Below are 22,026 nucleotides of genomic sequence, written 5' to 3' on the forward strand. Positions count from 1 at the left end.
CCCTATTCAAACAGACAAGCAGGGACAGCGAGAATCGAGCCAGGATGGCGCCTCCAACGAGGAGGGGGACGAACGAAGGGCGAGGAAGCAGGACAACGAGAACCGAGCCAGGATGGCGCCTCCCGCGAGCAGGGGAACGAACGAAGGGCGGGAAGCACCAGTCCCGGATCAGAACTCGTAGCGGACGCTCACTCCGTATTCACGCGGACTGCCGAGGAACGCGTTAAAGGTCTGCGTCGATCCCGGCCCCGTGCCGCTACCCTGCAACGGTGCGTCGAACGCCGTAATGAAATACTCCTCGTCCAGCAGATTCCGCGCCCACAGGTCGACGGTCCAGCGCGGCGAACCCGGGCGGGTCAGCATCAGCCTCGCGTTGACCACAGTGAATGCATCCTGCTGCTTTTCGATGTCCAGATCGGAGCCCGTGTTGTGCTCGCTGGTATAGCGGGCATCCACGTGGAAGGCGCCCTCGAGCGTGCCTATCGGAAAGCGCATGGTGGCGCCGGCCACACCGGTCCACTCCGGCGCGTGCGTCATCCGTTGTCCGGAACGCACCCCGTATTCCGGTCCCTCGCCATACTTCACGTCGGCGTAGGTGACGCCGCCGAAAATTTCAACGCCACCAATAACGACGCCGCGCGCCTCGACCTCGATACCCTGGCTCGTCACTTCCGGAATGTTCAGCGCCTCAAAGGCCAGGCCGGTAAACGTCGTCAGCTGGAAACCGTCGAATTTCTCGTAGAAGAGGTTGACGTCCATCATGGCGCGCCGGTTCTCGAACTCGAACTTGGCGCCGAGGTCGAAGGCGTCGACGGTCTCCGGCTGGAAAGCCCACTCGTGCACGCCCGGCACGTTGGCCGTCCCGGTCGTCAGCAGAGTCAGGATCGGGCTGATCAGGCCGGTGCGGTCCATATTGAAGCCGCCGGCCTTGTAGCCCCGGGCGTAGCCGCCGTATACCAGATAATCGCCCACCTGGCGGGACAGCCGCAACGTGCCCGAGATTTCGTTCTCGTCCTGGGAACCGGAATAGCGTCCGTCGAGGCTCGGATCCACGAACGGGATGCAGGCGAAGGCCGTCATCGTTCCGATAGCGCTAGCCAGGACCGGGTCGGTCAATGCCGCCTGGCCCCCCTGAGCCGTTTGCGCGGCGCCGGCAATGGCGACCTGAGCGCCGGCCTTGACCTGTGCCGCCCCCTGGGTGATCTGCGCCTGCAGCACCGGGTTCGGAATCGCCTGCGTCGCCTGCTGGACGAAGCCGTCGAGCTGCTGCACGTACTGGTTTACGCCGCCGGCGTAGGCCTGCAGACCTCCGAGGTAGGCCTGCATGGACCCGAGATATCCGAGCACCTGCCCGGCGAAGGGTTGGCAAACCTGGTCGCTCGACTTCAGGTCGGCGTCGATCGACTTGCTCTCCGAGGTGTAGCGTAGGCCCACGGTCAACTCGAAGTCGTTGGCCATGGCAATGCTGTTGTGCGTAAACAGCGCCCAGCTTTCGGAATTCTGCTCGAAATCGTCGCGGGAGCCGTTGCCGTAAAAGGCGCCCCGGGAGTATTGCTCATAGCCGGCCCAGGGATGAAACGGAAAGGCCGGGAATGACGGCAGGGCGGCGGTCAGCTGCGGGACCGCAAAACCCGGCGGAAGGAAGGGCGCAAGGCCTGCGGCAAAGCCCGCGGCGCCAAGGGCGAGTTGCCGGGCGCCCCCTTCCAATGCGGCCGCCCCCGCACCCAATGGCGCCAGGGCGCCGCCCACTCCGGCCGCGGTCGCGCCGCCGATCGCATTGGCGTAGGGCGAATAGCCGACGCCGAACTCCAGGACGTCGGTATAGTCCAGACTCTCGTCGGCATAGAAGGCGCCCACCAGCCAGTCCACCGGACCGGTCTCGCCGTTGATGCGAATCTCCTGCGTGAAGGTCTCGAAGCCTGTGGCGGATTCCCCGTGGGGACGCTCGCCGATATCGACGACGGAGAAATCGATGTCCATTCCACGCTCCGTCTGCCAGTCCCGGATCGCCGTGATACTGGTCAACCGTCCCAGGCCGGTGGTTGTGTTGATCTCCACCGAAACGCCCGTTTCGTCCATGCCCTGGTAGTAGCCGGAACCGGCGCTGACCGTGGTCTTGCGGTCATACGGATCGAATGCGATGCCGACGATGCCGGGATTGCGGGTCTGCAGCAACGAGATGCCCTGAATGATGTCCGCGGTTGGGCCCCGCACGAGGCCCACCGCCGCGCAGCACTGCTCGTCGCGGCTGGTGTAATCCGCAATCAACCGGATGGTCGTGTCCGGATTGGGCTCGTACATCAATTGCCCGCGCACGAACAGGCGGTCGCGATCGTTGAAGGTCCGGTCGAAATTGGGGTCTTCCAGGAATCCGTCGCGCTTGTGCCAGACGCTGTCAAGCCGCAGCGAAATCCCGCTGGCGGCATCCCCCCCGCTGGCGCCGGCCTCGATCCGGGTCGAATCATAGGAACCGACGCTGATATCGCCGTATCCCGAGGGTTCGGTCTCGGGACCGGCCGTTATGATGCTGACCACGCCGGCCGATGCGTTTCGTCCGAACAGGGTGCCCTGCGGGCCCCGCAGGATCTCGACCCGTTCAATGGCGCCCAACTCGTTGTATCCGACGCCGGCCCGATTGCGGTAAACGCCGTCCACGTACAGACCCACAGCCGGCTCGAAGCCCGGATTGTCGCTGTTGGTGCCGATGCCCCGGATTCTCGCCGTCGCGCCGACCGTTTCTCCCTGGCCGGTGTTCAGGGTCAGGCTCGGCGCAATGCGCATCAGTTCACGGATGTCCGTCACGCCGCTCAGTTCGAGTTGCTCCGCGCCGTAGGCGGAAACAGCGAGCGGAACCTCCATGATGGACCGCTCGCGGCGCGTGGCCGTCACGATGATTTCCTCGAGAACCAGGCCGTAGGCGCCGTCGGACTGAGCGTCTTCCTGCTGCGCCGCCAGCGGAACCGAAATCAACAGGGAAAACAGTAAGTAGTGAGCGCGCATAACCCCCCCTATTCGCCCACGCGCGTGGCGAAATGCTAATCGGTACTTGAAGCCATCTTACACCGGCTCCGCGTACGCGACCAAAGCAGATGCCGCGCGGACGCGCTGAGTCAACAGGTGTTCACCCGGAGGGCGGGCGCAATGACCCCCGTTCCCGCTAGTCCACCTGTTTCCGCAGGTGCGTGGGCACCGGATTGAATACTTCGCGGCCGCGGGCGCCGCCGCCGCCGGCGCGAACCCGCATGACGGCCGGGCGTTCCAGGCCTTCGTAGCTGGGTTGCTGGGAGAGGCCCAGTATGCTTCGCTTCTTCGTGCCGGTCCCCGGGCCGTCCTTTGCGGACCCGAAATCCCTGTTGCCGCGCGGCTCGGGCCGGCGAACCGTCCCGCCGGCCTGCGCCGCTTCCTTGCTCGCGGTCTCCGGCGCACTCAGGCCGGTGGCCACCAGCGTAACCCGCACCGCGCCCTTCATCGACTCATTGACCACCTCGCCGAACTTGACCATGCCCTCGCGGGCCAGCATGTTCTGCAGCGAGTCGCCCAGGGACTTGAACTCGCGCATGCCCAGATCGTTTCCGTGGGTGATGTTGACCAGCAGCCCGCGGGCGTCGCGCACGTCCACGCCCTGGAGCAACGGGCTTTGCATTGCGTGCTCGAGCGCCTCACGCGCCCGGTCCTGTCCCGAGGCCTCGCCGGCCCCGATCACTACCCGGCCGGGTTCCCGCATCACCTTGCGAACGTCGGCGAGATCCACGTTGATCCGGCCCGGGCAGGTCAGCAGCTCGGCGATGCCGCGCACGGCGTTGCGCAATACCTTGTTGGATTCGCTGAACGCCTCTTCCATGGTCACGTCGCCTTCGCCCTGATCGCAGAAATATTCGAACAGCTTTTCGTTCGGGACGGTAATCAGCGAATGGGCGTGTTCCTGCAGCGCGCCTATCCCTTCGCCGGCAATCTGCGCCCTGGCGGGCCCCTCGAATTCGAACGGCGTCGTCACCACCCCGACGACCAGGAGGTTGCATTCCCGGCCCAGGCGCGCTACCTCCGGGGCGGCGCCGGTTCCGGTCCCGCCGCCCATTCCCGCGGCCACGAAAATCATGTCGGCGCCATCCATGACCGCCTTCAGCCGGTCCTCGTCCTCCAGGGCGGCCTCCCGGCCCTTGCCGGGATCCGAGCCCGCGCCCATCCCCTGGGTCACCGCGCGTCCAATCGTGAGCTTGACGTCCGCGCCCGAGTTGGACATGGCCTGTTCGTCGGTGTTGATCGCGACAAACTGCACGTTGCGGACGTTGGACTTGACCATCTCGTTGACCGCGTTGCCGCCGGCACCGCCCACGCCCACGACCTTCAATCGCGGCGTCGATCCGGGTTCGGACTTCACCAGCCTTATGTTCATGTCTTTTGCCTCCATTACGTTGCTCCTTCGCAATTGCGAGCGATGACGGATGGTCAGAATTGACCCTTGATCCACTTGAATGCCGAGCGCAGGCCACCCTTTCGGGACCTGGACCCACCGGCCGCGCCTTCGTCGCGCGGCTTGAGCGTGTACAGCAACAGGCCGACGCCGGTGGCGTGGGCCGGATTGCTTACGACTTCCTTCATTCCTCCGGCCCGCTGCGCGTAACCCAGGCGGACCGGCACGTTCAATACTTCCTCGGCCAGTTCCACGGCGCCCGGCATTGCCGAAGTGCCCCCCGTGAGCACCACGCCCGCCGCCGCGCTTTCGAGGTAGCCGCCACGATGCAGCACGTTGTGAACCAACTGGAACAGCTCCTCGTAGCGGGGCTCCACCACCCGCGCCAGGGCCTGCCTGGACAGCTTGCGGGGCGGCCGGTCACCTACGCTGACTACTTCGATTTCCTCGTCTTCCTCGACCATCTGGGCCAGGGCGCAGGCATAGCGGATCTTCAGCTGTTCGGCGGCCGGGGTCGGCGTCCTGAGGGATTGAGCGATGTCGTAGGTCACCTGGTCGCCGGCGATGGGAATGACGTGGGTGAAGCGAATCGAGCCGCCTTCGAAAACGGCGATGTCGGTCGTTCCCGCGCCGATGTCGAGCACGCAGCAGCCGAGCTGCATCTCGTCTTCGGTAAGAATGGCGGTGCCCGAGGCGAGATGTTCGAGCACGATGCGCTCGGACCGCAGATCGCAGCGGCGAACGCACTTCTCGATGTTCTGCGCGGCGCTCTCCCCGACGGTGATGATGTGGACATGCGCCTCGAGGCGCACGCCCGACATGGCGGTGGGATCAAGAATTCCGTCCTGATCGTCGACCACGTAATCCCTCGGCAGGACGTGCAGCACGCGTTTGTCCGAGGGCACGACCACCGCGCGGGCCGCCTCGATGACGCGCGCGACGTCGGATTCCGAGACTTCGTCGCCGCGCACCGCGACGATGCCGTGGGACGTAAGGCTTTGAACGTGGTCTCCGGAAATGCCCACGATCACTTCGCCGATCTGTACTCCGGACATCAGTTCCGCCTCACCGACGGCCTGGTCGATCGAGCGCACCGTGGCTTCGATGTTCACGACCGAGCCGCGCTTCATCCCCTGCGACGGGCTTGAGCCGAAACCCAGAATCTCCAGTTCCCTGGATTCCTCATCGACCGCGGCCACGATGGCGGCCACCTTGGAGGTGCCGATATCGAGCGCGGTCACGATTTCCTGGTCGCGTCTTCGTGTCATGGCGATCTTCCCCCCTGCCTGCGCGCGGCAGTGTTTACGTTGCGCCAGGCCACGGCGAATCCGTTCGGGTAGCGCAAGTCCAGATAGGCGATCTCCACTCCCTGTTCCCCGGCCAGTTCATCCAGGGCCACCAGAGCCCGCTCAAGCCTGAGGTCGATGGATTCGGCGCCCAGCCGGAGTTGCGGTCCGTCCCGCAAGCCAAGCCGCCAGGCGCCACGCGGATCCAGGTTCAGTTCGTCCAGCGCCAGCGAGCGGGCGCCGAGCCGCGCGGAGAACGCCCGGTAGCGATCCAGCATCACTCTTTCGGTTCCCTCGGGTCCCTCGAGAAGCGGCAGGGTCCGGTTGATCGGGCCGCCGGGATCGAAGGCCTCGCCGGACTCGTCAAGCAGCGCGTCCAGCCCCCAGCGGGCGACGGGCCGGCGCTCGGTAATCGTGATGCTAACGTCCAGGGGCCATTCCCGGCGCACCCTTGCGGTAGCGACCCAGTTGAGTTCCTCCAGCCGCAGGCTGAGCCGGTCCGCCGGCAAGCGCAGCCACCCCCAGGACGTGAAGGGCACGATCAGCGCCTCCAGTTCCTCCTGGGTCACATGATGAAGTTCGCCATGAATCGCCACCGTGCGTATGGGCACCCGGTTCAGTCCGGGCAGGCTGAACGCGGCCACCGCGCAAAGAAGCAGTCCGGCCAGGATCGGGGACGCAATCCTCCTGCGGCGTTTTCGGGTCCTTCTCATCTCAGTGCCCGCCTGCGGGGCCGCCCCGTTCGAAGCTGGTCTCGAGAATCCGCCAGCACAACTCGTCGAAGGAAATGTCCGCCTGCGCCGCGGCCATCGGCACCAGGCTGTGCGAAGTCATGCCCGGAACCGTGTTTACTTCCAGCACCGAGAAGGCCTGGCTGCGGTCGCGCATCAGGTCCACGCGGGCCCAGCCGCTGACGTTCAATTCCCGGATGGCCAGTTCGGCCATCCGATTGACCTCGACTTCCTGTTTCCGATCCAGTCCGCTGGGGCAGACGTAGCGCGTTTCCTCGCTCTCGTACTTGGTGTGGAAGTCGTAGAACCTCTCATCGGGCGGGACGATGCGGATCACGGGCAGCATCTCCCCCTGCAGCATGCTCGCGGTGTATTCGGCGCCTTCGATCCAGGCTTCGACCATTACGTCTTCGCCGTAGCGGGCTGCGCCGGCGAAGGCCGCGGCCACTCCCGAGGCCTCGTCCACCCGGGAAACGCCAAAGCTGGATCCCTGATTGTTCGGTTTGAATCCGACCGGATAGCCCAGTTCATTCGCCGACCTTTCCGCATCGGGCAGGTCGCGGACCATGCGCCAGTCGGGCGTGGGCAGTCCGGCATGGGCGAATACCCGTTTGCTCACGTGCTTGTCCATGGAAACCGCCAGCGCCGACTGGCCGCTGCCGGTGTAGGGCAGTCCCAGGAGTTCGAGCAGTCCGGCCACCACGCCGTCTTCGCCTCCCGGTCCATGCAGGGCGTTGAACACACGGTCGTAGCCGCCGCCCTGCAGCGCCGCCACGAGCGCCGCGCCGGAAGCGTCCACCGGCTCGGCATCCACTCCCCGGGCGCGCAGCGCTCCAAGCACCGCCTCGCCGGTGAGGATCGAAATCTCGCGTTCGGCGGAATCCCCGCCCAGCAGCAATGCCACCCGGCCGAATTCGGCCGCGCCGGCAATCTCATGACGCAGTGGTGCGCTCATGCCGCCGGCTCCGGCCCGGCGCCCAGGATCCGGACCTCCGGTTCCAGCGACACGCCCGACGATTCCCGGACAGTGGCCTGAATCCTGAGAATCAGGCGCTCGATATCGGCGGCCGTGGCGCCGCCATGATTGACGATGAAATTGGCGTGCTTGGTGGAGACTTCGGCCGCGCCCTGGCGCGTTCCCTTCAGTCCGGCCCGTTCGATCAGCTCACCGGCGAAACCGCCGGGAGGATTGCGGAAGACCGAGCCGCAGCTGGGCAGGTTAAGCGGCTGACGGCGGCGGCGTTCGGCCATCAACGAACGGATCCGGCCCGTCTGCCGGGCGGCCTCGAACTCGAAGTGCGCGATCAGGAAACACTCGTCGGCCGGACCGTCAAGCTGCCGGTATCCGGGACGATACTGCCCGCGCGGGCGGCTGTGTTCATTGCCGCCGCGATCCAGCGTTTCCACCGACCGCACGCTGTCCCAGGTTTCTCCGCCGAAGGCGCCGGCGTTCATCGCCAGTGCGCCACCCACCGTGCCCGGTATTCCGGCAAAGAAATCGGCCGGACCCAGGCCCCATGACGAGCAGGCCTTCGCCAGCGCCGTGCAAGGCAGACCCGCGCCGGCCTCGACGCTCGAACCTGATCGTCGCAGGTCTCGAAATGCCCGCCCCAGGGACACTACGGCCCCCTGGATTCCCGCATCGCGCACCAGGAGATTGCTGCCCATGCCGACAAAATGGACCGGCAGCGTCGGATCCAGGGCGCGCAGAAATTCCGCCAGGTCCGACCGGTCCGCGGGCACGAAAAACAGCCGGGCGGGACCGCCGACCCGCCAGTGGGTGTGCCGCGCCATGGGTTCGTCATGAGACAGGCGACCGCGCAGGGCCTGAAAGTCCGGGCCTTGAGAACGGGCGGGCGCGGCGCTCATCGGGCTCCTTCCCGGCGGCCCTTCCGCACGGCGATCGTCGGCCCGCGCAGCCGCGCAGGCAGCCTGGCGGCCTCGGCGCCGATGTCGCCGGCGCCCATGGTAAGCACCACGTCGCCATCGGCCACGATATTTCGAAGGGCTGCCGCCAGGCCCCTTACGTCGGGTACGAATACCGGCTCGGCGTTTCCCCGGGCGCGCATCGCGCGACAGATCGCCCGGCCGTCGGCGCCGGAAATGGGCGATTCTCCGGCTGCATACACTTCCGTTACCAGGACCCGGTCGGCGCCGGACAGGACCGCGGCGAGGTCGTCCAGCAAATCGCGCGTGCGGGTATAGCGATGCGGTTGAAAGGCCGCCACCAGGCGGCGTGCGGGCCAGGCCTCCCTGGCCGCCTGCAGGGTGGCCGCGACCTCGCGGGGGTGGTGAGCGTAATCGTCCACCAGGGTCACCTGTCCGTGGCCCATCGGGACATCGCCCAGCAATTCAAAGCGGCGCCTCAAGGGACGGCATTCCGCCAGCGCCTGGCGGACGAACTTCATGTCGATTCCGAGTTCGTCGCCCAGGGCCACGACCGCCAGCGCGTTCAGGGCGTTGTGCCGGCCGGGGAGATTGACGGTCACCACCGAGCGCTCCCCGCCGGGCAGCACGACTTCCATGCTCGACCAGAGGCCCTCCCCGCGCAGCTTCACGCCCCGGTAATCCGCTTCCGGCGAAAAGCCGTACGTGCGGATCCGACGCTGAACCCGCGGCAGGATCTCGGCCACGCCTGGGTCGTCGGCGCAGGCCAGGAACAGGCCATAGAAAGGCAGGTTGTGGGCGAATTCCACGAAGGCCTGCCTGAGGCGTTCCAGGTTCCCGCCATAGGCGGCCAGGTGGTCGTTATCGATGTTGGTGACGACCGCCACGACCGGCTGCAGGTGCAGGAAGGAAGCATCGCTCTCATCGGCCTCGGCAACCAGGCAGGAGCCCGCGCCAAGCTTGCTGCGCATGGCGTTGCGCACCTGTCCGCCGACCACGTAGGTGGGATCCTCGCCCGCGCAATCCAGCATTTCCACGATCAGGTGGGCCGTGGTCGTCTTGCCGTGCGTTCCGGAGACCGCAATGCCGTCGCGCCGGCGCATCAGCTCCGCGAGGACGTCTGCCCGCGCCACCACCGGCAATCGGGCCGCTGCGGCTGCCTTGATTTCGACATTGTCGGGCGGGATGGCGGAAGAACGCACGACCAGGTCCGCGTTGCCCACCTGGGACGCGCGGTGACCGTAAAACACCTTGACTCCCAGGCTCTCCAGGTGCCGCGTGGCCCGGCCCGAGAACCGGTCCGAGCCCTGCACCTCGTATCCCAGGTTGGCCACCACCTCGGCCAATCCGCTCATGCCGGCGCCGCCTATGCCCACGAAATGGATGCACCGCACCCGCTCGGTCAGCAGTTTCCTCATGCCCCGGCCCTCGCCTTCAGACAGGCTTTCACGACGTCGTCGGTCGCGTCCGGGCGAGCCAGTTCATGGGCGCGCAAGGCGCGCGCCAGGGCGCTGGCGCGGTTGGCGGCGAATTCTTCGACGGCCTGCGCCAGTGCGTCGGCGGACAGGTCCCGCTCCGCGATCAGCGAAGCGGCGCCGCGGCCTACCAGGAACTGGGCATTCCGGGTCTGGTGATCGTCGGCGGCCAGGGCGAACGGCACCAGGATGGCGCCCAGTCCGACCACGCTGAGTTCCGCCAGCGTCAGGGCGCCGGCGCGGCATACCGCGATATCCGCCCAGCCATATACCTGCGCCATGTCGACGATGAAGTCGCGCACGTTCGACTTCACTCCCAGGCGCCGGTAGGCGGATTCGACTTCGCGGGCGTCCGAGCGGCCGGCCTGGTGCAGCACCGTGCATTCGGCCTCCAGCCGCGCCAGACCTTCGGGGACTTTCCGATTCAGGACCCGCGCTCCCTGGCTTCCGCCGAGAACCAGGATGCGCAACGGCCCGGTGCGTTCGGCGAACCGGGTCCTGGGCGGATCGAGGCGGAGCAATTCCCGGCGAACCGGATTGCCGGTCTCGATGCAGGTCCTGCGGGCAGGCAAAGCTCCGGGAAAGGCCAACAGGATGCGGCGGGCAAAACGCGCCAGCAGGCGGTTGGCGTAACCGGCCACCGTATTCTGTTCATGAATCAGCAACGGCACGCGGGCAAGCCAGGCCGCCAGGCCGCCCGGGGCCGAAACGAAGCCGCCCATGCCGAGCGCCACGCCGGGCCTGACGCGCCGGAAGATGAACAAGGCCTGCAGCACCGCACGGCCCACGGTGAAGGGCGCCAGCAGCCAGACCAGGAATCCGCGCCCGCGCAGGCCGGATATCGTCAACCACTCCATCACGACGCCGGCCGGCGGTTTGATGCGCGATTCGAGTCCGCGGCGGCTGCCCAACCAAACCACGCCCACCCCGCGATCGCACAGGGCCCGGGCAACCGCCAGCGCCGGGAAGACGTGCCCGCCGGTTCCGCCGGCCATGATCATCACCGGACCAGCAGCCCCTGGCGGAAGCCCCGCTGCGTTCATCGACGGCTCCTCGACGGCCTGCCCGGCTCCAGCGCGGCGTTTTCCCGGTCGATGCGCAAGAGGATGCCCAGCGATACCAGGGTGAAAACAAGATTGGACCGGCCGTAGCTGACCAGAGGCAGCGCCAGGCCCTTGGTGGGCAGCACGCCCATGTTCACGCCCAGGTTGACCAGCACCTGCAGTCCGATGCACAGGGCCAGGCCGAGCGCAAAATAGGCCTGAAACATGCGCTTGCGCCGGGCGGAGGCCCGCGCTATGGCGAGTACCCGGGCCACCAGCAGGGCGAAAACCGCAAGCAGCGCCAGGCTTCCCAGCAGCCCGGCTTCCTCGGCGATCACGGCGAAGATGAAATCGGTGTGGGCTTCGGGCAGATAGAACAGTTTTTGCACGCCCGCTCCCAGCCCCGCCCCGGACAGGTGCCCGGTGCCGATGGCCATCAGCGACTGGGTCAGTTGCCAGCCGCTGTGCAGCGGATCGGACCACGGGTCCAGGAAGGTGTTCACGCGGGCGAGCCGGTACGGCGCGGTCCAGGCGAGCACGGCGAACGCGGCCCCGCAGGCGAGCGCCAGCGCACTCACATCGCGGAAGCGTGCTCCCGCGACAAAAAGAACGCCCACGGTCATGGCCATGATCAGCGCCGCATAGCCGAAGTCGGGTTGCCCGAGAAGCAGCGCTGCCACGATAGCGACCAGGATGACCGGCTTCAAGAGGGCGCCCATGCCCCGTTGCAGAGCCGCTTCGTGTCGTTGGGCGTAACCGGCCACGAACATCAGCACCATCAGGCGAACCGGCTCGCTGACCTGCACCGAAATCGGGGTTCCCAGGGTCAGCCAGCGGGTACTGCCGTTAACTTCGCGGCCCATGCCGGGCACCAGCACCAGGACCAGCAGCGCAATCGCCAGGAGCATCGGCAGAAGTCCCAGGCGCGCCCAGACACGGGAGGGTACCCGGTAGGCAAGCACGGCGCCGGACACGCCGATCAGCGCCGCCACAGCCTGCCGCGTCAGGAAGAAGAACGCATTGCCGTAATCGCGCTCGCCCAGTTCCAGCGAGGCGCTGGCCAGGGCGATGAAGCCCGCCGTCAGCAAGGTTCCGGCGGAGAGCAGCAGCCATCCGTCCATCCGAAAGTTGACGGCCTCCGGCGATCGCGAATCCGTATTGCCCATGGCGCTATTGAATCGACCTGACCGCGCGTTCGAATGCACGGCCCCGTTCCCGGTAGTTGCTGAACATGTCGAAGCTGGCGCAGGCCGGCGCCAGCAATACGGTTGAACCGGGGCGCGCAAGTTCCCGCGCAGCCGTAACCGCCTCGTCCAGTGTATCGCTCCGTGAGACCGTGCAATCCGCGCCGACCGCCCGGACGATGCGGTCGGCCTCCTGGCCGAATGCGATCACCCGGGCGTCGCGTCCCTTGAGCGCATCGCGCAAAGCTCCGTACGACAATCCCTTGCCGGCGCCTCCCGCGATCAGCACCAGGGGATCGGGAACGGTGCGCACGGCGGCGGCCGCGGCAGCCGCGTTGGTGGCCTTGGAGTCGTTGATCCAGCGCAGTCCCGCCCACTCGCCCAGCGGCTGCATCCGGTGCGGCAGGCCCTGGTAGTTGGCCGCGGCGCGACGCATGGCCGCCGGATTCACCCCCAACACCCTGCCCACGGCCAGGGCGGCCAGGAGATTGCTCAACTGGAAGCCGCGCTGCATGGCGCTGTCGCCGACCCGCATCAGGGGCGTTTTCGCGTGGCATATTTCGGCCTGCGGGCCGCGACCAATGATCCCGAGCCGCGCTGCCGCGGGCCTGCCGAGGCCGTAATCCAGCCTTGGACAGGTATGCGGCGGCGGCGCAAGCGCCTGCACCGAAGGTTCATCCGCGGGCGCGACCGCGTGCTTGCAGGACAGATAGATGCGCGCCTTGGCCGCGGCGTATTCTTCAAGGCTGGCGTGCGCGTCCAGGTGGTCCGGCGTAATGTTCAGGATCACCGCGGCTTCCAGCGCGATCGGCGCGGAGCGTTCGAGTTGGAAGCTTGACAGCTCGAGCACGCAGACTTCATGGCGCTCCGTGAGCAGGTCCAGGGCCGGCGTTCCCAGGTTGGCGCCGGCGCCCGCCTTCAGTCCCGCCTCGCGCAGCATGTTCAGCAGCAGGGTGGCGACGGTGCTCTTGCCGTTGGATCCCGTGATTCCGGCGAGGCGGGCGCGATTGACGCCGGCAAAGACATCCAGATCGCTGACGACCGGCATTCCCCGCTCGCGCGCCTGGCGAACCAGGCGGTGGTCGAGAGGCGCCCCGGGCGACAGCAGCAGCCGGTCCACCTCCTCGGGCAACTCGCGCAAACCATCGTTTGCGTGGCGGGCCGCTTCCGGCATGGCCCCGCTTATCTCGGATTCCGCCGGCGGCCGGGCCCGCGTATCGCAGAAAGCCGCCGGCCGGCCGGTGCGCGCGAAGTAGCGGGCGCAGGAAGCGCCCGTGGCGCCCATGCCGAATACTAGCGTTTCGCCCACGAATCGGCGCTCGGACCCTAACGGATCTTGAGGCTGGCCACGGCCACCAGCGCGAGGATGACCGAAATGATCCAGAACCGAACAATGATCTTCGGTTCCGGCCAGCCCTTGAGTTCGAAATGATGATGCATGGGCGCCATGCGGAAGACCCGCTTGCCGGTGAGCCGGAACGAGCCCACCTGGACCATCACCGATACGGCTTCCATGACGAATATTCCGCCGATGATGGCCCAGGCCAGTTCCTGGCGGACGATTACCGCGACCGTGCCGAGCGCGGCGCCGAGGGCCAGCGCCCCGACGTCGCCCATGAAGACCTGGGCCGGGTAACTGTTGAACCACAGAAAGCCCAGCCCCGCGCCCCCCATGGCGGCGCAGATGACCATCAGTTCTCCGGCCCCGGCCACGTAGGGAACGCCGAGATAGTCGGAAAAGATGGCGTTGCCGGCGATCCAGGAAAACAGCCCCAGAGCCGCGGCCGCGATCGCGATCGGCATGATCGCCAATCCGTCCAGTCCGTCGGTGAGATTGACCGCGTTGCTGCTGCCCACGATTACGATATAGGCAAATGCCGGAAACAGAATGCCGAGCGGCAGGTACAGGTCCTTGAAATAGGGAATCAGGACCGAATCGCGCGGCTCGCCGACCTGGCTCAACACCGCCAGGACCAGTACTGCCGCAATCGACTGCAGCACGAATTTGAGCCAGGACGGAAGGCCCGCGGAGGTACGCATGGCGAGCTTGCGGTAGTCGTCCGCGAAGCCGATCAGGCCGAAGCAGACCGTGGTCCCCATGACGACCCACACATAAGCGTTGGCAAGATCTGCCCACAAAAGCGTCGAAACCAGCAGCGCCAGAAGGATCGGCACTCCGCCCAGTGTCGGGGTACCGATCTTCGAAAAATGCGAGCGCGGACCGTCGTTGCGTACCGGCTGCGCCATGCTGCTGAGCCTGAGACGGCGTATCACCAGGGGCCCCAGCACGAGGGACAGCACCAGGCCGGTGAGCGCCGCCAGGACCGAGCGCAATGTGATGTAGCCGAACACGCTCAGTCCGGAATACCAGCCCGTCAGTTGCTGCGCCAGGTACTCAACCATGCTCGTCGATCTCCCCGTTCAAGTCTCCGGCCGCCTCCAGGAGTGCGGCCACGGCGCGCTCCATGCCCATGAAGCGCGATCCCTTCACCAGTATCGTGACACCGGCCTGTAGTTCGTCCGTCAGCAGCCGGCACAGATCGCCAACGCCTGATCTCCACCGCGCACCGGCGCCGAAGGCCTCGGCTGCCTGCCGGCTGTGTTCGCCCGCGCAGTACAGCCGCTCGACTCCGGCGCGCGCCGCCTCTTCGCCGACGCGGCGATGCCATTGCGCCGAATCCTGTCCCAGTTCGGCCATATCGCCTGCCACCAGCCAGCGTTCGCCCTCCTGCCCCGCGAGCACGCCGATGGCCGCCGACATGGAAGCCGGATTGGCGTTGTAGGAGTCGTCTATCAGGCGCACTCCCGCACCCGGCTCATGCACCTGCAGGCGGCCGGAAACCCCTTCGCGCCCCCGCAGGCCGGCGGCCATTGCGTCCAGGCCGGCGCCGGCAGCGGCGGCCAGCGCGCAGGCCGCCAGCGCGTTGCGCAGATTGTGGGCCCCGATCAGTCCGGTCTCGACGGGGGCCACGCCGGCCGGGCAATGAAGTTCGAAGCCGAGCCCGCTGTTGATTCCCTTTGCATTCCGGGCGCTGAAGTCGCCGTCGCCGCCGAAGCGCAGGACGGTCCGCTCGCCCAGCAGGCCCTGCCAGTAATCGGAAAACGGCGTGCCGGCGGGAATCACGCCCGTTCCGTCGGGCGCCAGGGAGGACATCAGGACTCCCTTCTCGCGGGCGACGTTTTCCACGTCGCCCAGCCCCTGAAGGTGCGCGGGCGATGCGTTCAGCACCGCGCCGATCGTCGGCCGCGCGATTTCCGACAGGCTTGCGATATCGCCGGGCCGGCTGGCGCCGAATTCAAGCACGGCGGCATTGTGCGTGCCGGAAAGATCCAGAAGCGTCAGGGGCAGGCCGATTTCGTTATTGAAACTGCGGCGCGAGGCCAGCACCGACTGCCCGCCCCACTCGGCGCGCAGAATCGAGGCGGTCAGTTCCTTGACCGTGGTCTTGCCGTTGCTCCCGGTCACTCCGATGACGGGTATGTCGAACCGCCCGCGCCAGGTCCGCGCACAGTCGGCCAGGGCGCCGCGAGTATCCCTGACGATGATCTGCGGGACGTCCTCGGGAAGCGGCCGGCTCAGGACAGCGCCGGTGGCGCCGCCGGAAACGGCGGCGGAAAGAAAGTCCGCGCCGTCGAAACGCTCGCCGCGCAATGCGAAGAAAAGCGCGCCACGCGCCTGCGAACGGCTGTCGGTGCTGACGCCCGCAAAGTGGCCATCGGGGCCCAGCAATTCGCCGTCCATGGCGGTCGCCCATTCCGACAGGCTGCCGCTGATCATCGGGCCGCCCCCGGATAACTCGCCAGCGCCTCGCGGACTACCGAGGCATCCGAAAACGGCAGTACCCTGCCGCCGCTGATCTGAAAGGCTTCGTGCCCCTTGCCGGCAACCAGCACGATGTCGCCCGGCCGGGCCGCGTGAAGGGCCGCGCGTATAGCCCTGCTCCGATCCAGCTCCAACACCGCCCGCCCGGAGGCGCCGGCCAGAATCTGCTCGGCAATCTCGCGCGGGTTCTCGCCCCGCGGATTGTCGGAGGTGATGAACAACTCGTTGGCCAGGGCGCCGGCGACACGCCCCATTTCCGCCCGCTTGCCCGCATCGCGCTCGCCGCCGCATCCCATCACGCACCAGAGGCGGTGGGGCTTGCGGGCCCGCAGCTCGCCGAGGACCGCTCCCAGCGCGTCCGGCGTGTGGGCGTAATCCACGAAAGCGTCCGGCAGCGCGCCGCCTCCAAAATGCTGCATGCGTCCCGGCGGCGCGGGACAGTTCGACAGGGCCTTTGCGGCATCCCCTTTATCGATGCCCAGGGCCCGCAGCAGTCCGCAGGCAAGGGCCAGGTTGGCGCCATTGAAGCAGCCGTAAAGCCGGCTGGCGACCCTGAATCGGGTCGCGCCCTCGGCAAGTTCCAGGCGCAGGCCATCGGCGTTGGGGCGCACCCGCCGCAGCGACAGCTCGGCCGGATTGACGCCTTCGCAGGCAACGCGCAGGACAGCGCCGGAAAAATTCTCCGCAAGGTCGGACCCGAAGGGATCGTCGACGTTGATCACCGCCGCTTCCGGGCGATGCTCGACGAACAGCCGCCGCTTGGCGCCGCCGTAGGCGACCGAATCGCCGTGGTAGTCGAGATGGTCCCGTCCCAGTTTGGTAAAGGCCGCAAGCTCGATGCGCAAGCCGCTGATGCGGTCCTGGTCCAGCGCCTGGGACGACACCTCCAGAAACACGTGCTCTACGCCGTTGTCGGCCAGGACCCGCAGCCGCCGGTGCAATTCATCCGGGTCGGGTGTGGTCATCGCGGAAGGCCACAGCTTGGGAGGAGGACCCCAACCCAGAGTGCCCATGGCGGCCGCGGGTCGGCCTAAAAAATTCATTGCGTGCGCGGCCAGCCAGGCCACGGTCGTCTTGCCGTTGGTGCCGGTTATGCAGGTGACGGCAAGGCTCGCGGACGGTTCGCGGTAGTAGGCGTCGGCAATCAGTCCCACCTTGCGGCGCAAGGACGGCACGGAAAATCCGGCGACACCGTCCGGCAGCGCGGGTTCGGACACGCCGTCGGCGGGCTCCCAGGCGACGGCAACCGCGCCGCGCCTCAGCGCCTGGGGCAAAAACTCAAGGCCATGGCGCGCTCCGGCGCAGGCCAGGAACAGCCCCCGGGGAACGACCCGGTCGCTGTGCATGGCCAGACCCCGAACGCGCATCGCCGGAGCCTCCGCGCCGACGGCGGCGAAGAGCCGGCTCAAGTCCGCCGTGCCGCCAAGGGCGCCGCCGTCGCTCATCGGGCCGCCACCATGGTTCCGGACGCCTCCGGAACGCCATCCATAGGCGCGCCGATCAGCCTCAAGGCGCCTGCTGCCACGCGCGAAAAAACCGGGGCGGCCACCTGGCCGCCGAAATAACCGTTAACGGCGGGATCGTCGATCACGACCACCGCCACCACCCGCGGCCTGGATGCCGGGGCAAATCCGACGAACAGGGCCGTGTGCCGCTCGGAGTCGTATCCTTCAGGGCCAAGTTTTTCGACCGTTCCCGTCTTGCCCGCCACCCGGTAGCCCGGTACCCGCGCTGCGGCTGCGGTGCCGCCCGGGCCAAGCGGCTGTTCCAGCAGTTCCGACATGATCGCCGCGGTGTGCGCCGACAGCACGCGCACTCCGCCCGGGCGCTCGTCGGTCCATACCAGGCTCACCGGAATGGCCCTTCCGCCGGTTGCGAACACCGCGTACGCGCGGGCCAGTTGCAGGGCCGTAACGGCAAGCCCGTAGCCGTACGCCATTACCGCCTGGTCCACCGGCTTCCAGTGCTTGTAGTCGTAGAGCGATCCGTCGGCCTCGCCAGGGAAACCGCTTTCCGTGGCGCGGCCGAAGCCGACTCCGGTCAGCGTTTCCCAGAATCGATGCGGCGCAAGCTTCATCGCCACGGTGGTCGCGCCTACCTGGCTGGAACGGCGCAACAAGGTGGCCATATCGATCACTCCCAGCGGGTTGCGATCCTTGATGACCTTGGGGCCCACCTTGACGTAGCCGGGTCCCGTGTCGATTGGCTCGTCAAGCGCCCAGGCGCCGCTTTCCAGGGCGGCCGCCACGACCAGGGGCTTTATGGTGGACCCCGGCTCGAACAGGTCCAGGGCCGCACGGTTGCGGTAATTGGCGGGCTGAAGCCCACGCCGGTCATTGGGATTGAAGGACGGCTGGCTGACCATGGCCAGCACCTCGCCGCTGAGCGTGTCCAGCAATACCACCGAGCCCGAACGTGCGCCATGGCGCTCGACCGCGTCCTTCAGTTCGGCATGGGCGAGATACTGGATTCTGAGGTCCAGCCCCAGGCGAAGGTCGCTCCCCCGCTCCAGCGGGCTTATACCGGCGATGTCGCGCACATGGCGGCCGAGCCGATCGCGGATGACCTGCTTGCGTCCGTCACGTCCCTTGAGCCAGGAATCGAACGCCAGTTCAAGGCCTTCCTGACCGTTCTCGTCGATGCCGGCAAATCCCACCAGGTGGCCGGCGATTTCTCCAGCCGGGTAGTAGCGGCGGTACTCCCGGCGCACCTGCAGTCCCGGCACATTGAGATCAACAACGGCGCGGGAGCGGCCGGGAGGCAGACCTCGCTTGAGCCAGACGAATTCACGGCCCCGGGCGCGCTCGACTCTTTCCTCAAGTTGCTCGGCGCTGGTGTCGAAGGTTTGCGCCAGCCGCGGCAGGTAGGGCTGCAACTTTTCCAGGCTGCCGGGATGAACCCAGAAGCTGTCCACAGGGGCGCTGACCGCCAATGGTTGGCCGTTGCGATCCAGGATGCGTCCGCGCCGGGCGACGATCTTTGCCTCGCGAACCTGTTGCGCATCGGCCCGCGACTCCAGGAATTCGTTTTCCAGCAGGTGCAGCTGAACGGCGCGTCCCGCCAGGATCAGGGCGCAGACCGCAAGGGCTGCCGTGCAGACGGCGATGCGGATCCGAAACCCGCGCGGCATGGCCTGTACGCGCCTGCTCACGGTTTACCTGCTCTCGGCGCCCGGGCCGGGCAAAAGGGAACCCGCCGGCCCCACGCGCAGGAACACGATGTCGCGCTGGTCGGGCCGCCGCATCGCCAGGCGTTCGCTCGCCTCGCGGTCTATGCGGCGGTATCCGGCCCAGGTCGCGCGCTCCAGTTGCAAGGCGCCCCATTCCACTTCCAGTTGGTCACGCTCGCTGATCAGGTCCTGCATGGCCCGAAACTGCACCCTGTGTTCATGGCGCGCGAAGGAGAGGAGAATGCCGCTTGCCAGCGTTGCGGATGCAAGGCCGAGCAGAAGCAATGACGAAAAGCGCCCGGGATTCATTTCTTGCTTCAGGCCGCCAATCGTTCGGCAATGCGCAGGCGGGCGCTTCGGGCTCGCGGATTGCGTCGGCTTTCGGCGGCGCCGCAACGCTGCATCCTGCCCACGACCTTGAGTAAAGGCCCGGCTGCCGAGGGGACGGACGGCAGCCGGGCAAGCGGAGGAGGCAAGCGCGAAGCATTGCGCATGAATCGCTTCACGATGCGGTCCTCCAGGGAGTGAAAGGCGATCACGCAGAGGCGCCCGTGCGGGCGCAGGCTCCGTACCGCCTGCGGCAATGCGTCTTCAAGGGACTCAAGTTCGGCGTTGACGAAAATGCGCAGCGCCATGAACGTTCGGGTGGCCGGATGAATTCCGGGTTTGGGGCTCCGCGTTACGGAAGCCACCAGCCGCGCCAGGCCGGAGCAACTGGATACCGGACGGTTGCGGCAGATTGCGTCGGCGATCCTGCGCGCGTGGGGCTCTTCGCCGCAGCTTCGTATCACGCGGGCGATTTCGTTTTTCGGCGCGCGGTTCAGCCAGTCGGCGGCGCTTTGGCCCTCGGTGGGATTCATGCGCATGTCCAGTGGACCGTCCGAGCGCAGGCTGAAGCCTCGATCCGGATCGGTGAGTTGGGGCAGCGAAACTCCGAGATCGAAAAGGACTCCGTGGACCCTGCCCAGCCAGCCCTTGCGTTCGAGCGATCGGGCCAGGCGGCGGAAATTGCCGTGTTCGATCGAAAACCTCGGATCCCGCTCCTCGAGCTCCCGGGCCGACTGCACCGCTTGCGGGTCGCAGTCCATGGCATGCAGTCGTCCGCGCGCACCAAGACCCGCAAGAACCCCCCGGCTGTGCCCGCCGCGCCCGTAGGTCGCGTCCACATATCGGCCGTTGGGATCGAGCGCCAGGCCGTGAAGCGTTTCCTCCAGCAGCGCGGGTTCATGCTCGACCGCTCCGTTTGCATTCAAAGTTGTACTGCGCTCAGGGCTGCGTCCACGGACTCGCTTGTGCCGACTTCCAGCGCCCTTTCGCGCCAACGTGCCGCATCCCACAACTCAAAGCTGCGGCCCAGAGCCAGCAGCGTGGCCTGGCGCTGAAGGTCGCAGTGCTCCCTGAGTACCGGAGGCACGCGCAATCGCCCGGCCGCATCCAGGGAGACGTCGGTGGCATAGCCCAATATCAGCCTTTCCAGGTCCCGGTTCCCCGTTTGCCGGATCACTTCGTCCCTGACTTTGGCAAAATCGTCCGGCACGTAGATGAGCACACAGCGGTTCGGATGAACGGTGCAAACCACGCGCCCGCCACTGGCCTCGGCGACACCCTGCCGGTAGCGCGCGGGGACGCCGAACCTGCCCTTGGTATCCAGGGTGACATTGGCCGGGCCTTGATACATTGCCTATCCGCTTAACCCACAATCTCCCACAGACTCCCACTATACCCCAAAATAGTGCAATCGCAAGCACACGAATGCCGTCTTTCATTGACGGCGCAACAACGCGGATGCAATATCGATTCGGGAACCTGAATCGGCGCTCCCGCAACCGCGAAACCCCATGAGTCTTTACTACCTTCAGAAGCTGATCTACCAACTGAATCGCGACGAGCATGTCCGGCAGCGTTACGAGATGGATTTTGAGGAACTGCTCGCGGACTATCCCCTGGACGACGAGGAAAAGAAAGCACTGCGCGAACCCGACATCGGGTTGCTTTATGTCATGGGCGTGAACGGCCAACTGCTGATGCATTACGCCGCCCTGCGCGGGTACGAGTGGGACGAATACCTTCAGGCCATGCGCGACGGCATTGAGCGGCACGGACCGGTTCGGTCGGGCCTGTATGCGATGACTGAAACATGAGCCTCGTATTCGCCGGCGTTTGCAGCCATGCTCCCGGAATCACCGGACGTTACGAGCGCGCCGACAAGGCAAAGCGCGAGGGGTTCTATGCCGAAATGCACGCCATGCGCCGGCGTCTGGAAGCGGCCCGCCCCGACGCGCTGATCGTGGTTGCGGCGGAGCATTTCGCCAATTTCTTCATGAACAACATGCCGGCCTACTGCCTGGGGATGGCGGACGACTACGAGGGCCCGGTCGAGGACGAGGAATGGCTGGGCATCCGCAAGACCGGCATTCCCGGCGCTGCCGATCTCGCCCAGCGCCTCATCGGTGTGGTTCTGGAAGATGTGGACGTCAGTTACGCCCAGGAATGGAAATTCGATCACGGAGTGATGGTGCCGCTGAACTTCCTGACGCCCCGTTACGACCTGCCCGTCATCCCCGCCAACATCAACTGCCAGGGTCCGCCGCTAACGCCGCTGAAGCGCGCCTGGCAATTCGGCGAGAGCCTTCGCCGCGCTTGCGACGAGCAGCCCGAACGAATCGCATTGATCGGAACCGGCGGTCTTTCGCACTGGCCCTGCACACCCGACTCCGGCAAGATCAACGAGGCCTGGGACCGGGAATTTCTCGACCGCTGGGTACGCGACGACTACTCAGGGATGACCAGCTACAGCGATTCGGAAACGTACCGGGACGCGGGCCAGGGAGGATTCGAGATACGCACCTTCGTCTGCGTGGCGGGCGCCACCGCCGGAAGCCCCCGGGAAGTACTGTTCTACGAGCCGATCCCAATCTTCGCCGTAGGCTGCACCGTCGGCGTAGTGCAGCTCTAACTTGCGCGAACCCTACGCGCGGTGTTGCACCTTTCCCTCTGGAGCCACTTCGCGACGCTCC

19 protein-coding genes are annotated in these 22,026 nt (G+C 66.7%); 2 read left to right on the forward strand and 17 right to left on the reverse strand.

Annotation, left to right across the window (positions count from 1 at the left end):
- Window positions 1-168 precede the first annotated feature (168 nt).
- From F4Y72_09505 to F4Y72_09585, 17 genes are all read right to left on the reverse strand, one after another.
- Entirely contained in the window at window positions 169-3,000 is a 2,832-nt protein-coding gene (locus F4Y72_09505; protein MXZ28525.1) for a TonB-dependent receptor, read from the reverse strand.
- A gap of 157 nt (window positions 3,001-3,157) precedes the next feature.
- Entirely contained in the window at window positions 3,158-4,408 is a 1,251-nt protein-coding gene (gene ftsZ, locus F4Y72_09510; GenBank protein MXZ28526.1) for a cell division protein FtsZ, read from the reverse strand.
- Between the two features lie 38 nt (window positions 4,409-4,446).
- On the reverse strand, window positions 4,447-5,679 hold the full coding sequence (gene ftsA, locus F4Y72_09515; GenBank protein ID MXZ28527.1) for a cell division protein FtsA: 1,233 nt from the start codon (window positions 5,677-5,679) through the stop codon (window positions 4,447-4,449).
- Entirely contained in the window at window positions 5,676-6,410 is a 735-nt protein-coding gene (locus F4Y72_09520; GenBank protein MXZ28528.1) for an FtsQ-type POTRA domain-containing protein, read from the reverse strand. Before F4Y72_09520 ends, ftsA begins: the two co-directional genes overlap by 4 nt.
- Before the next feature lies 1 nt (window position 6,411).
- Window positions 6,412-7,383 carry a D-alanine--D-alanine ligase gene (locus F4Y72_09525; protein MXZ28529.1) on the reverse strand — a complete coding sequence of 324 codons (972 nt, stop codon included), beginning with the start codon at window positions 7,381-7,383 and terminating at the stop codon, window positions 6,412-6,414.
- Window positions 7,380-8,297: a UDP-N-acetylmuramate dehydrogenase gene (gene murB / locus F4Y72_09530; GenBank protein ID MXZ28530.1), complete on the reverse strand. Its 918-nt coding sequence runs from the start codon at window positions 8,295-8,297 to the stop codon at window positions 7,380-7,382. Before murB ends, F4Y72_09525 begins: the two co-directional genes overlap by 4 nt.
- On the reverse strand, window positions 8,294-9,733 hold the full coding sequence (locus tag F4Y72_09535) for a UDP-N-acetylmuramate--L-alanine ligase (protein ID MXZ28531.1): 1,440 nt from the start codon (window positions 9,731-9,733) through the stop codon (window positions 8,294-8,296). Before F4Y72_09535 ends, murB begins: the two co-directional genes overlap by 4 nt.
- Window positions 9,730-10,791: an undecaprenyldiphospho-muramoylpentapeptide beta-N-acetylglucosaminyltransferase gene (gene murG / locus F4Y72_09540; GenBank protein ID MXZ28532.1), complete on the reverse strand. Its 1,062-nt coding sequence runs from the start codon at window positions 10,789-10,791 to the stop codon at window positions 9,730-9,732. Before murG ends, F4Y72_09535 begins: the two co-directional genes overlap by 4 nt.
- Window positions 10,792-10,829: 38 nt before the next feature.
- On the reverse strand, window positions 10,830-11,999 hold the full coding sequence (ftsW, locus tag F4Y72_09545; GenBank protein MXZ28533.1) for a putative lipid II flippase FtsW: 1,170 nt from the start codon (window positions 11,997-11,999) through the stop codon (window positions 10,830-10,832).
- Window positions 12,000-12,003: 4 nt separating this feature from the next.
- Window positions 12,004-13,326: a UDP-N-acetylmuramoyl-L-alanine--D-glutamate ligase gene (gene murD / locus F4Y72_09550; GenBank protein MXZ28534.1), complete on the reverse strand. Its 1,323-nt coding sequence runs from the start codon at window positions 13,324-13,326 to the stop codon at window positions 12,004-12,006.
- 17 nt (window positions 13,327-13,343) lie between these two features.
- Window positions 13,344-14,420, reverse strand: coding sequence for a phospho-N-acetylmuramoyl-pentapeptide-transferase (locus F4Y72_09555; protein ID MXZ28535.1), 1,077 nt, complete (start codon window positions 14,418-14,420; stop codon window positions 13,344-13,346).
- Window positions 14,413-15,795: a UDP-N-acetylmuramoyl-tripeptide--D-alanyl-D-alanine ligase gene (gene murF, locus F4Y72_09560; GenBank protein MXZ28536.1), complete on the reverse strand. Its 1,383-nt coding sequence runs from the start codon at window positions 15,793-15,795 to the stop codon at window positions 14,413-14,415. The genes F4Y72_09555 and murF overlap by 8 nt, the downstream gene beginning before the upstream one ends.
- The gene (locus tag F4Y72_09565; protein ID MXZ28537.1) at window positions 15,792-17,285 is read right to left on the reverse strand and encodes a UDP-N-acetylmuramoyl-L-alanyl-D-glutamate--2,6-diaminopimelate ligase; all 1,494 of its coding nucleotides are present in this window, start codon (window positions 17,283-17,285) and stop codon (window positions 15,792-15,794) included. Before F4Y72_09565 ends, murF begins: the two co-directional genes overlap by 4 nt.
- Entirely contained in the window at window positions 17,282-18,970 is a 1,689-nt protein-coding gene (locus tag F4Y72_09570; GenBank protein ID MXZ28538.1) for a penicillin-binding protein 2, read from the reverse strand. The genes F4Y72_09565 and F4Y72_09570 overlap by 4 nt, the downstream gene beginning before the upstream one ends.
- 24 nt (window positions 18,971-18,994) lie before the next feature.
- Window positions 18,995-19,318 (reverse strand): cell division protein FtsL, encoded by a 324-nt coding sequence (gene ftsL / locus F4Y72_09575; GenBank protein ID MXZ28539.1) that lies wholly within the window; start codon window positions 19,316-19,318, stop codon window positions 18,995-18,997.
- A gap of 8 nt (window positions 19,319-19,326) precedes the next feature.
- Complete coding sequence (rsmH, locus tag F4Y72_09580; protein ID MXZ28540.1) at window positions 19,327-20,262, reverse strand: 16S rRNA (cytosine(1402)-N(4))-methyltransferase RsmH; 936 nt, start codon at window positions 20,260-20,262, stop codon at window positions 19,327-19,329.
- Window positions 20,259-20,687 (reverse strand): division/cell wall cluster transcriptional repressor MraZ, encoded by a 429-nt coding sequence (locus F4Y72_09585; protein MXZ28541.1) that lies wholly within the window; start codon window positions 20,685-20,687, stop codon window positions 20,259-20,261. The genes rsmH and F4Y72_09585 overlap by 4 nt, the downstream gene beginning before the upstream one ends.
- 160 nt (window positions 20,688-20,847) lie before the next feature.
- Between F4Y72_09585 and F4Y72_09590 the strand changes: the two genes are divergently transcribed.
- Together F4Y72_09590 and F4Y72_09595 are read left to right on the forward strand one after the other, a co-directional pair.
- A complete protein-coding gene (locus tag F4Y72_09590) occupies window positions 20,848-21,150 on the forward strand; it encodes an aromatic ring-opening dioxygenase subunit LigA (GenBank protein MXZ28542.1) in 303 nt (100 codons plus the stop codon).
- Window positions 21,147-21,965 (forward strand): extradiol ring-cleavage dioxygenase, encoded by an 819-nt coding sequence (locus F4Y72_09595; protein MXZ28543.1) that lies wholly within the window; start codon window positions 21,147-21,149, stop codon window positions 21,963-21,965. The genes F4Y72_09590 and F4Y72_09595 overlap by 4 nt, the downstream gene beginning before the upstream one ends.
- The last annotated feature ends 61 nt before the right edge of the window (window positions 21,966-22,026 follow it).

The organism is Gammaproteobacteria bacterium, assembly GCA_009838035.1.
Classification (GTDB): Bacteria; Pseudomonadota; Gammaproteobacteria; order Steroidobacterales; family Foliamicaceae; genus Foliamicus.

What these genes read in the sequence shown, in the direction of transcription:
- F4Y72_09505 (MXZ28525.1), bottom strand. Translation starts at nt 3,000, where the DNA reads ATGCGCGCTCACTACTTACTGTTTTCCCTGTTGATTTCGGTTCCGCTG.
- ftsZ (MXZ28526.1), bottom strand. Translation starts at nt 4,408, where the DNA reads ATGGAGGCAAAAGACATGAACATAAGGCTGGTGAAGTCCGAACCCGGA.
- ftsA (MXZ28527.1), bottom strand. Translation starts at nt 5,679, where the DNA reads ATGACACGAAGACGCGACCAGGAAATCGTGACCGCGCTCGATATCGGC.
- F4Y72_09520 (MXZ28528.1), bottom strand. Translation starts at nt 6,410, where the DNA reads ATGAGAAGGACCCGAAAACGCCGCAGGAGGATTGCGTCCCCGATCCTG.
- F4Y72_09525 (MXZ28529.1), bottom strand. Translation starts at nt 7,383, where the DNA reads ATGAGCGCACCACTGCGTCATGAGATTGCCGGCGCGGCCGAATTCGGC.
- murB (MXZ28530.1), bottom strand. Translation starts at nt 8,297, where the DNA reads ATGAGCGCCGCGCCCGCCCGTTCTCAAGGCCCGGACTTTCAGGCCCTG.
- F4Y72_09535 (MXZ28531.1), bottom strand. Translation starts at nt 9,733, where the DNA reads ATGAGGAAACTGCTGACCGAGCGGGTGCGGTGCATCCATTTCGTGGGC.
- murG (MXZ28532.1), bottom strand. Translation starts at nt 10,791, where the DNA reads ATGATCATGGCCGGCGGAACCGGCGGGCACGTCTTCCCGGCGCTGGCG.
- ftsW (MXZ28533.1), bottom strand. Translation starts at nt 11,999, where the DNA reads ATGGGCAATACGGATTCGCGATCGCCGGAGGCCGTCAACTTTCGGATG.
- F4Y72_09555 (MXZ28535.1), bottom strand. Translation starts at nt 14,420, where the DNA reads ATGGTTGAGTACCTGGCGCAGCAACTGACGGGCTGGTATTCCGGACTG.
- murF (MXZ28536.1), bottom strand. Translation starts at nt 15,795, where the DNA reads ATGATCAGCGGCAGCCTGTCGGAATGGGCGACCGCCATGGACGGCGAA.
- F4Y72_09565 (MXZ28537.1), bottom strand. Translation starts at nt 17,285, where the DNA reads ATGAGCGACGGCGGCGCCCTTGGCGGCACGGCGGACTTGAGCCGGCTC.
- F4Y72_09570 (MXZ28538.1), bottom strand. Translation starts at nt 18,970, where the DNA reads ATGCCGCGCGGGTTTCGGATCCGCATCGCCGTCTGCACGGCAGCCCTT.
- ftsL (MXZ28539.1), bottom strand. Translation starts at nt 19,318, where the DNA reads ATGAATCCCGGGCGCTTTTCGTCATTGCTTCTGCTCGGCCTTGCATCC.
- F4Y72_09585 (MXZ28541.1), bottom strand. Translation starts at nt 20,687, where the DNA reads ATGTATCAAGGCCCGGCCAATGTCACCCTGGATACCAAGGGCAGGTTC.
- F4Y72_09590 (MXZ28542.1), top strand. Translation starts at nt 20,848, where the DNA reads ATGAGTCTTTACTACCTTCAGAAGCTGATCTACCAACTGAATCGCGAC.
- F4Y72_09595 (MXZ28543.1), top strand. Translation starts at nt 21,147, where the DNA reads ATGAGCCTCGTATTCGCCGGCGTTTGCAGCCATGCTCCCGGAATCACC.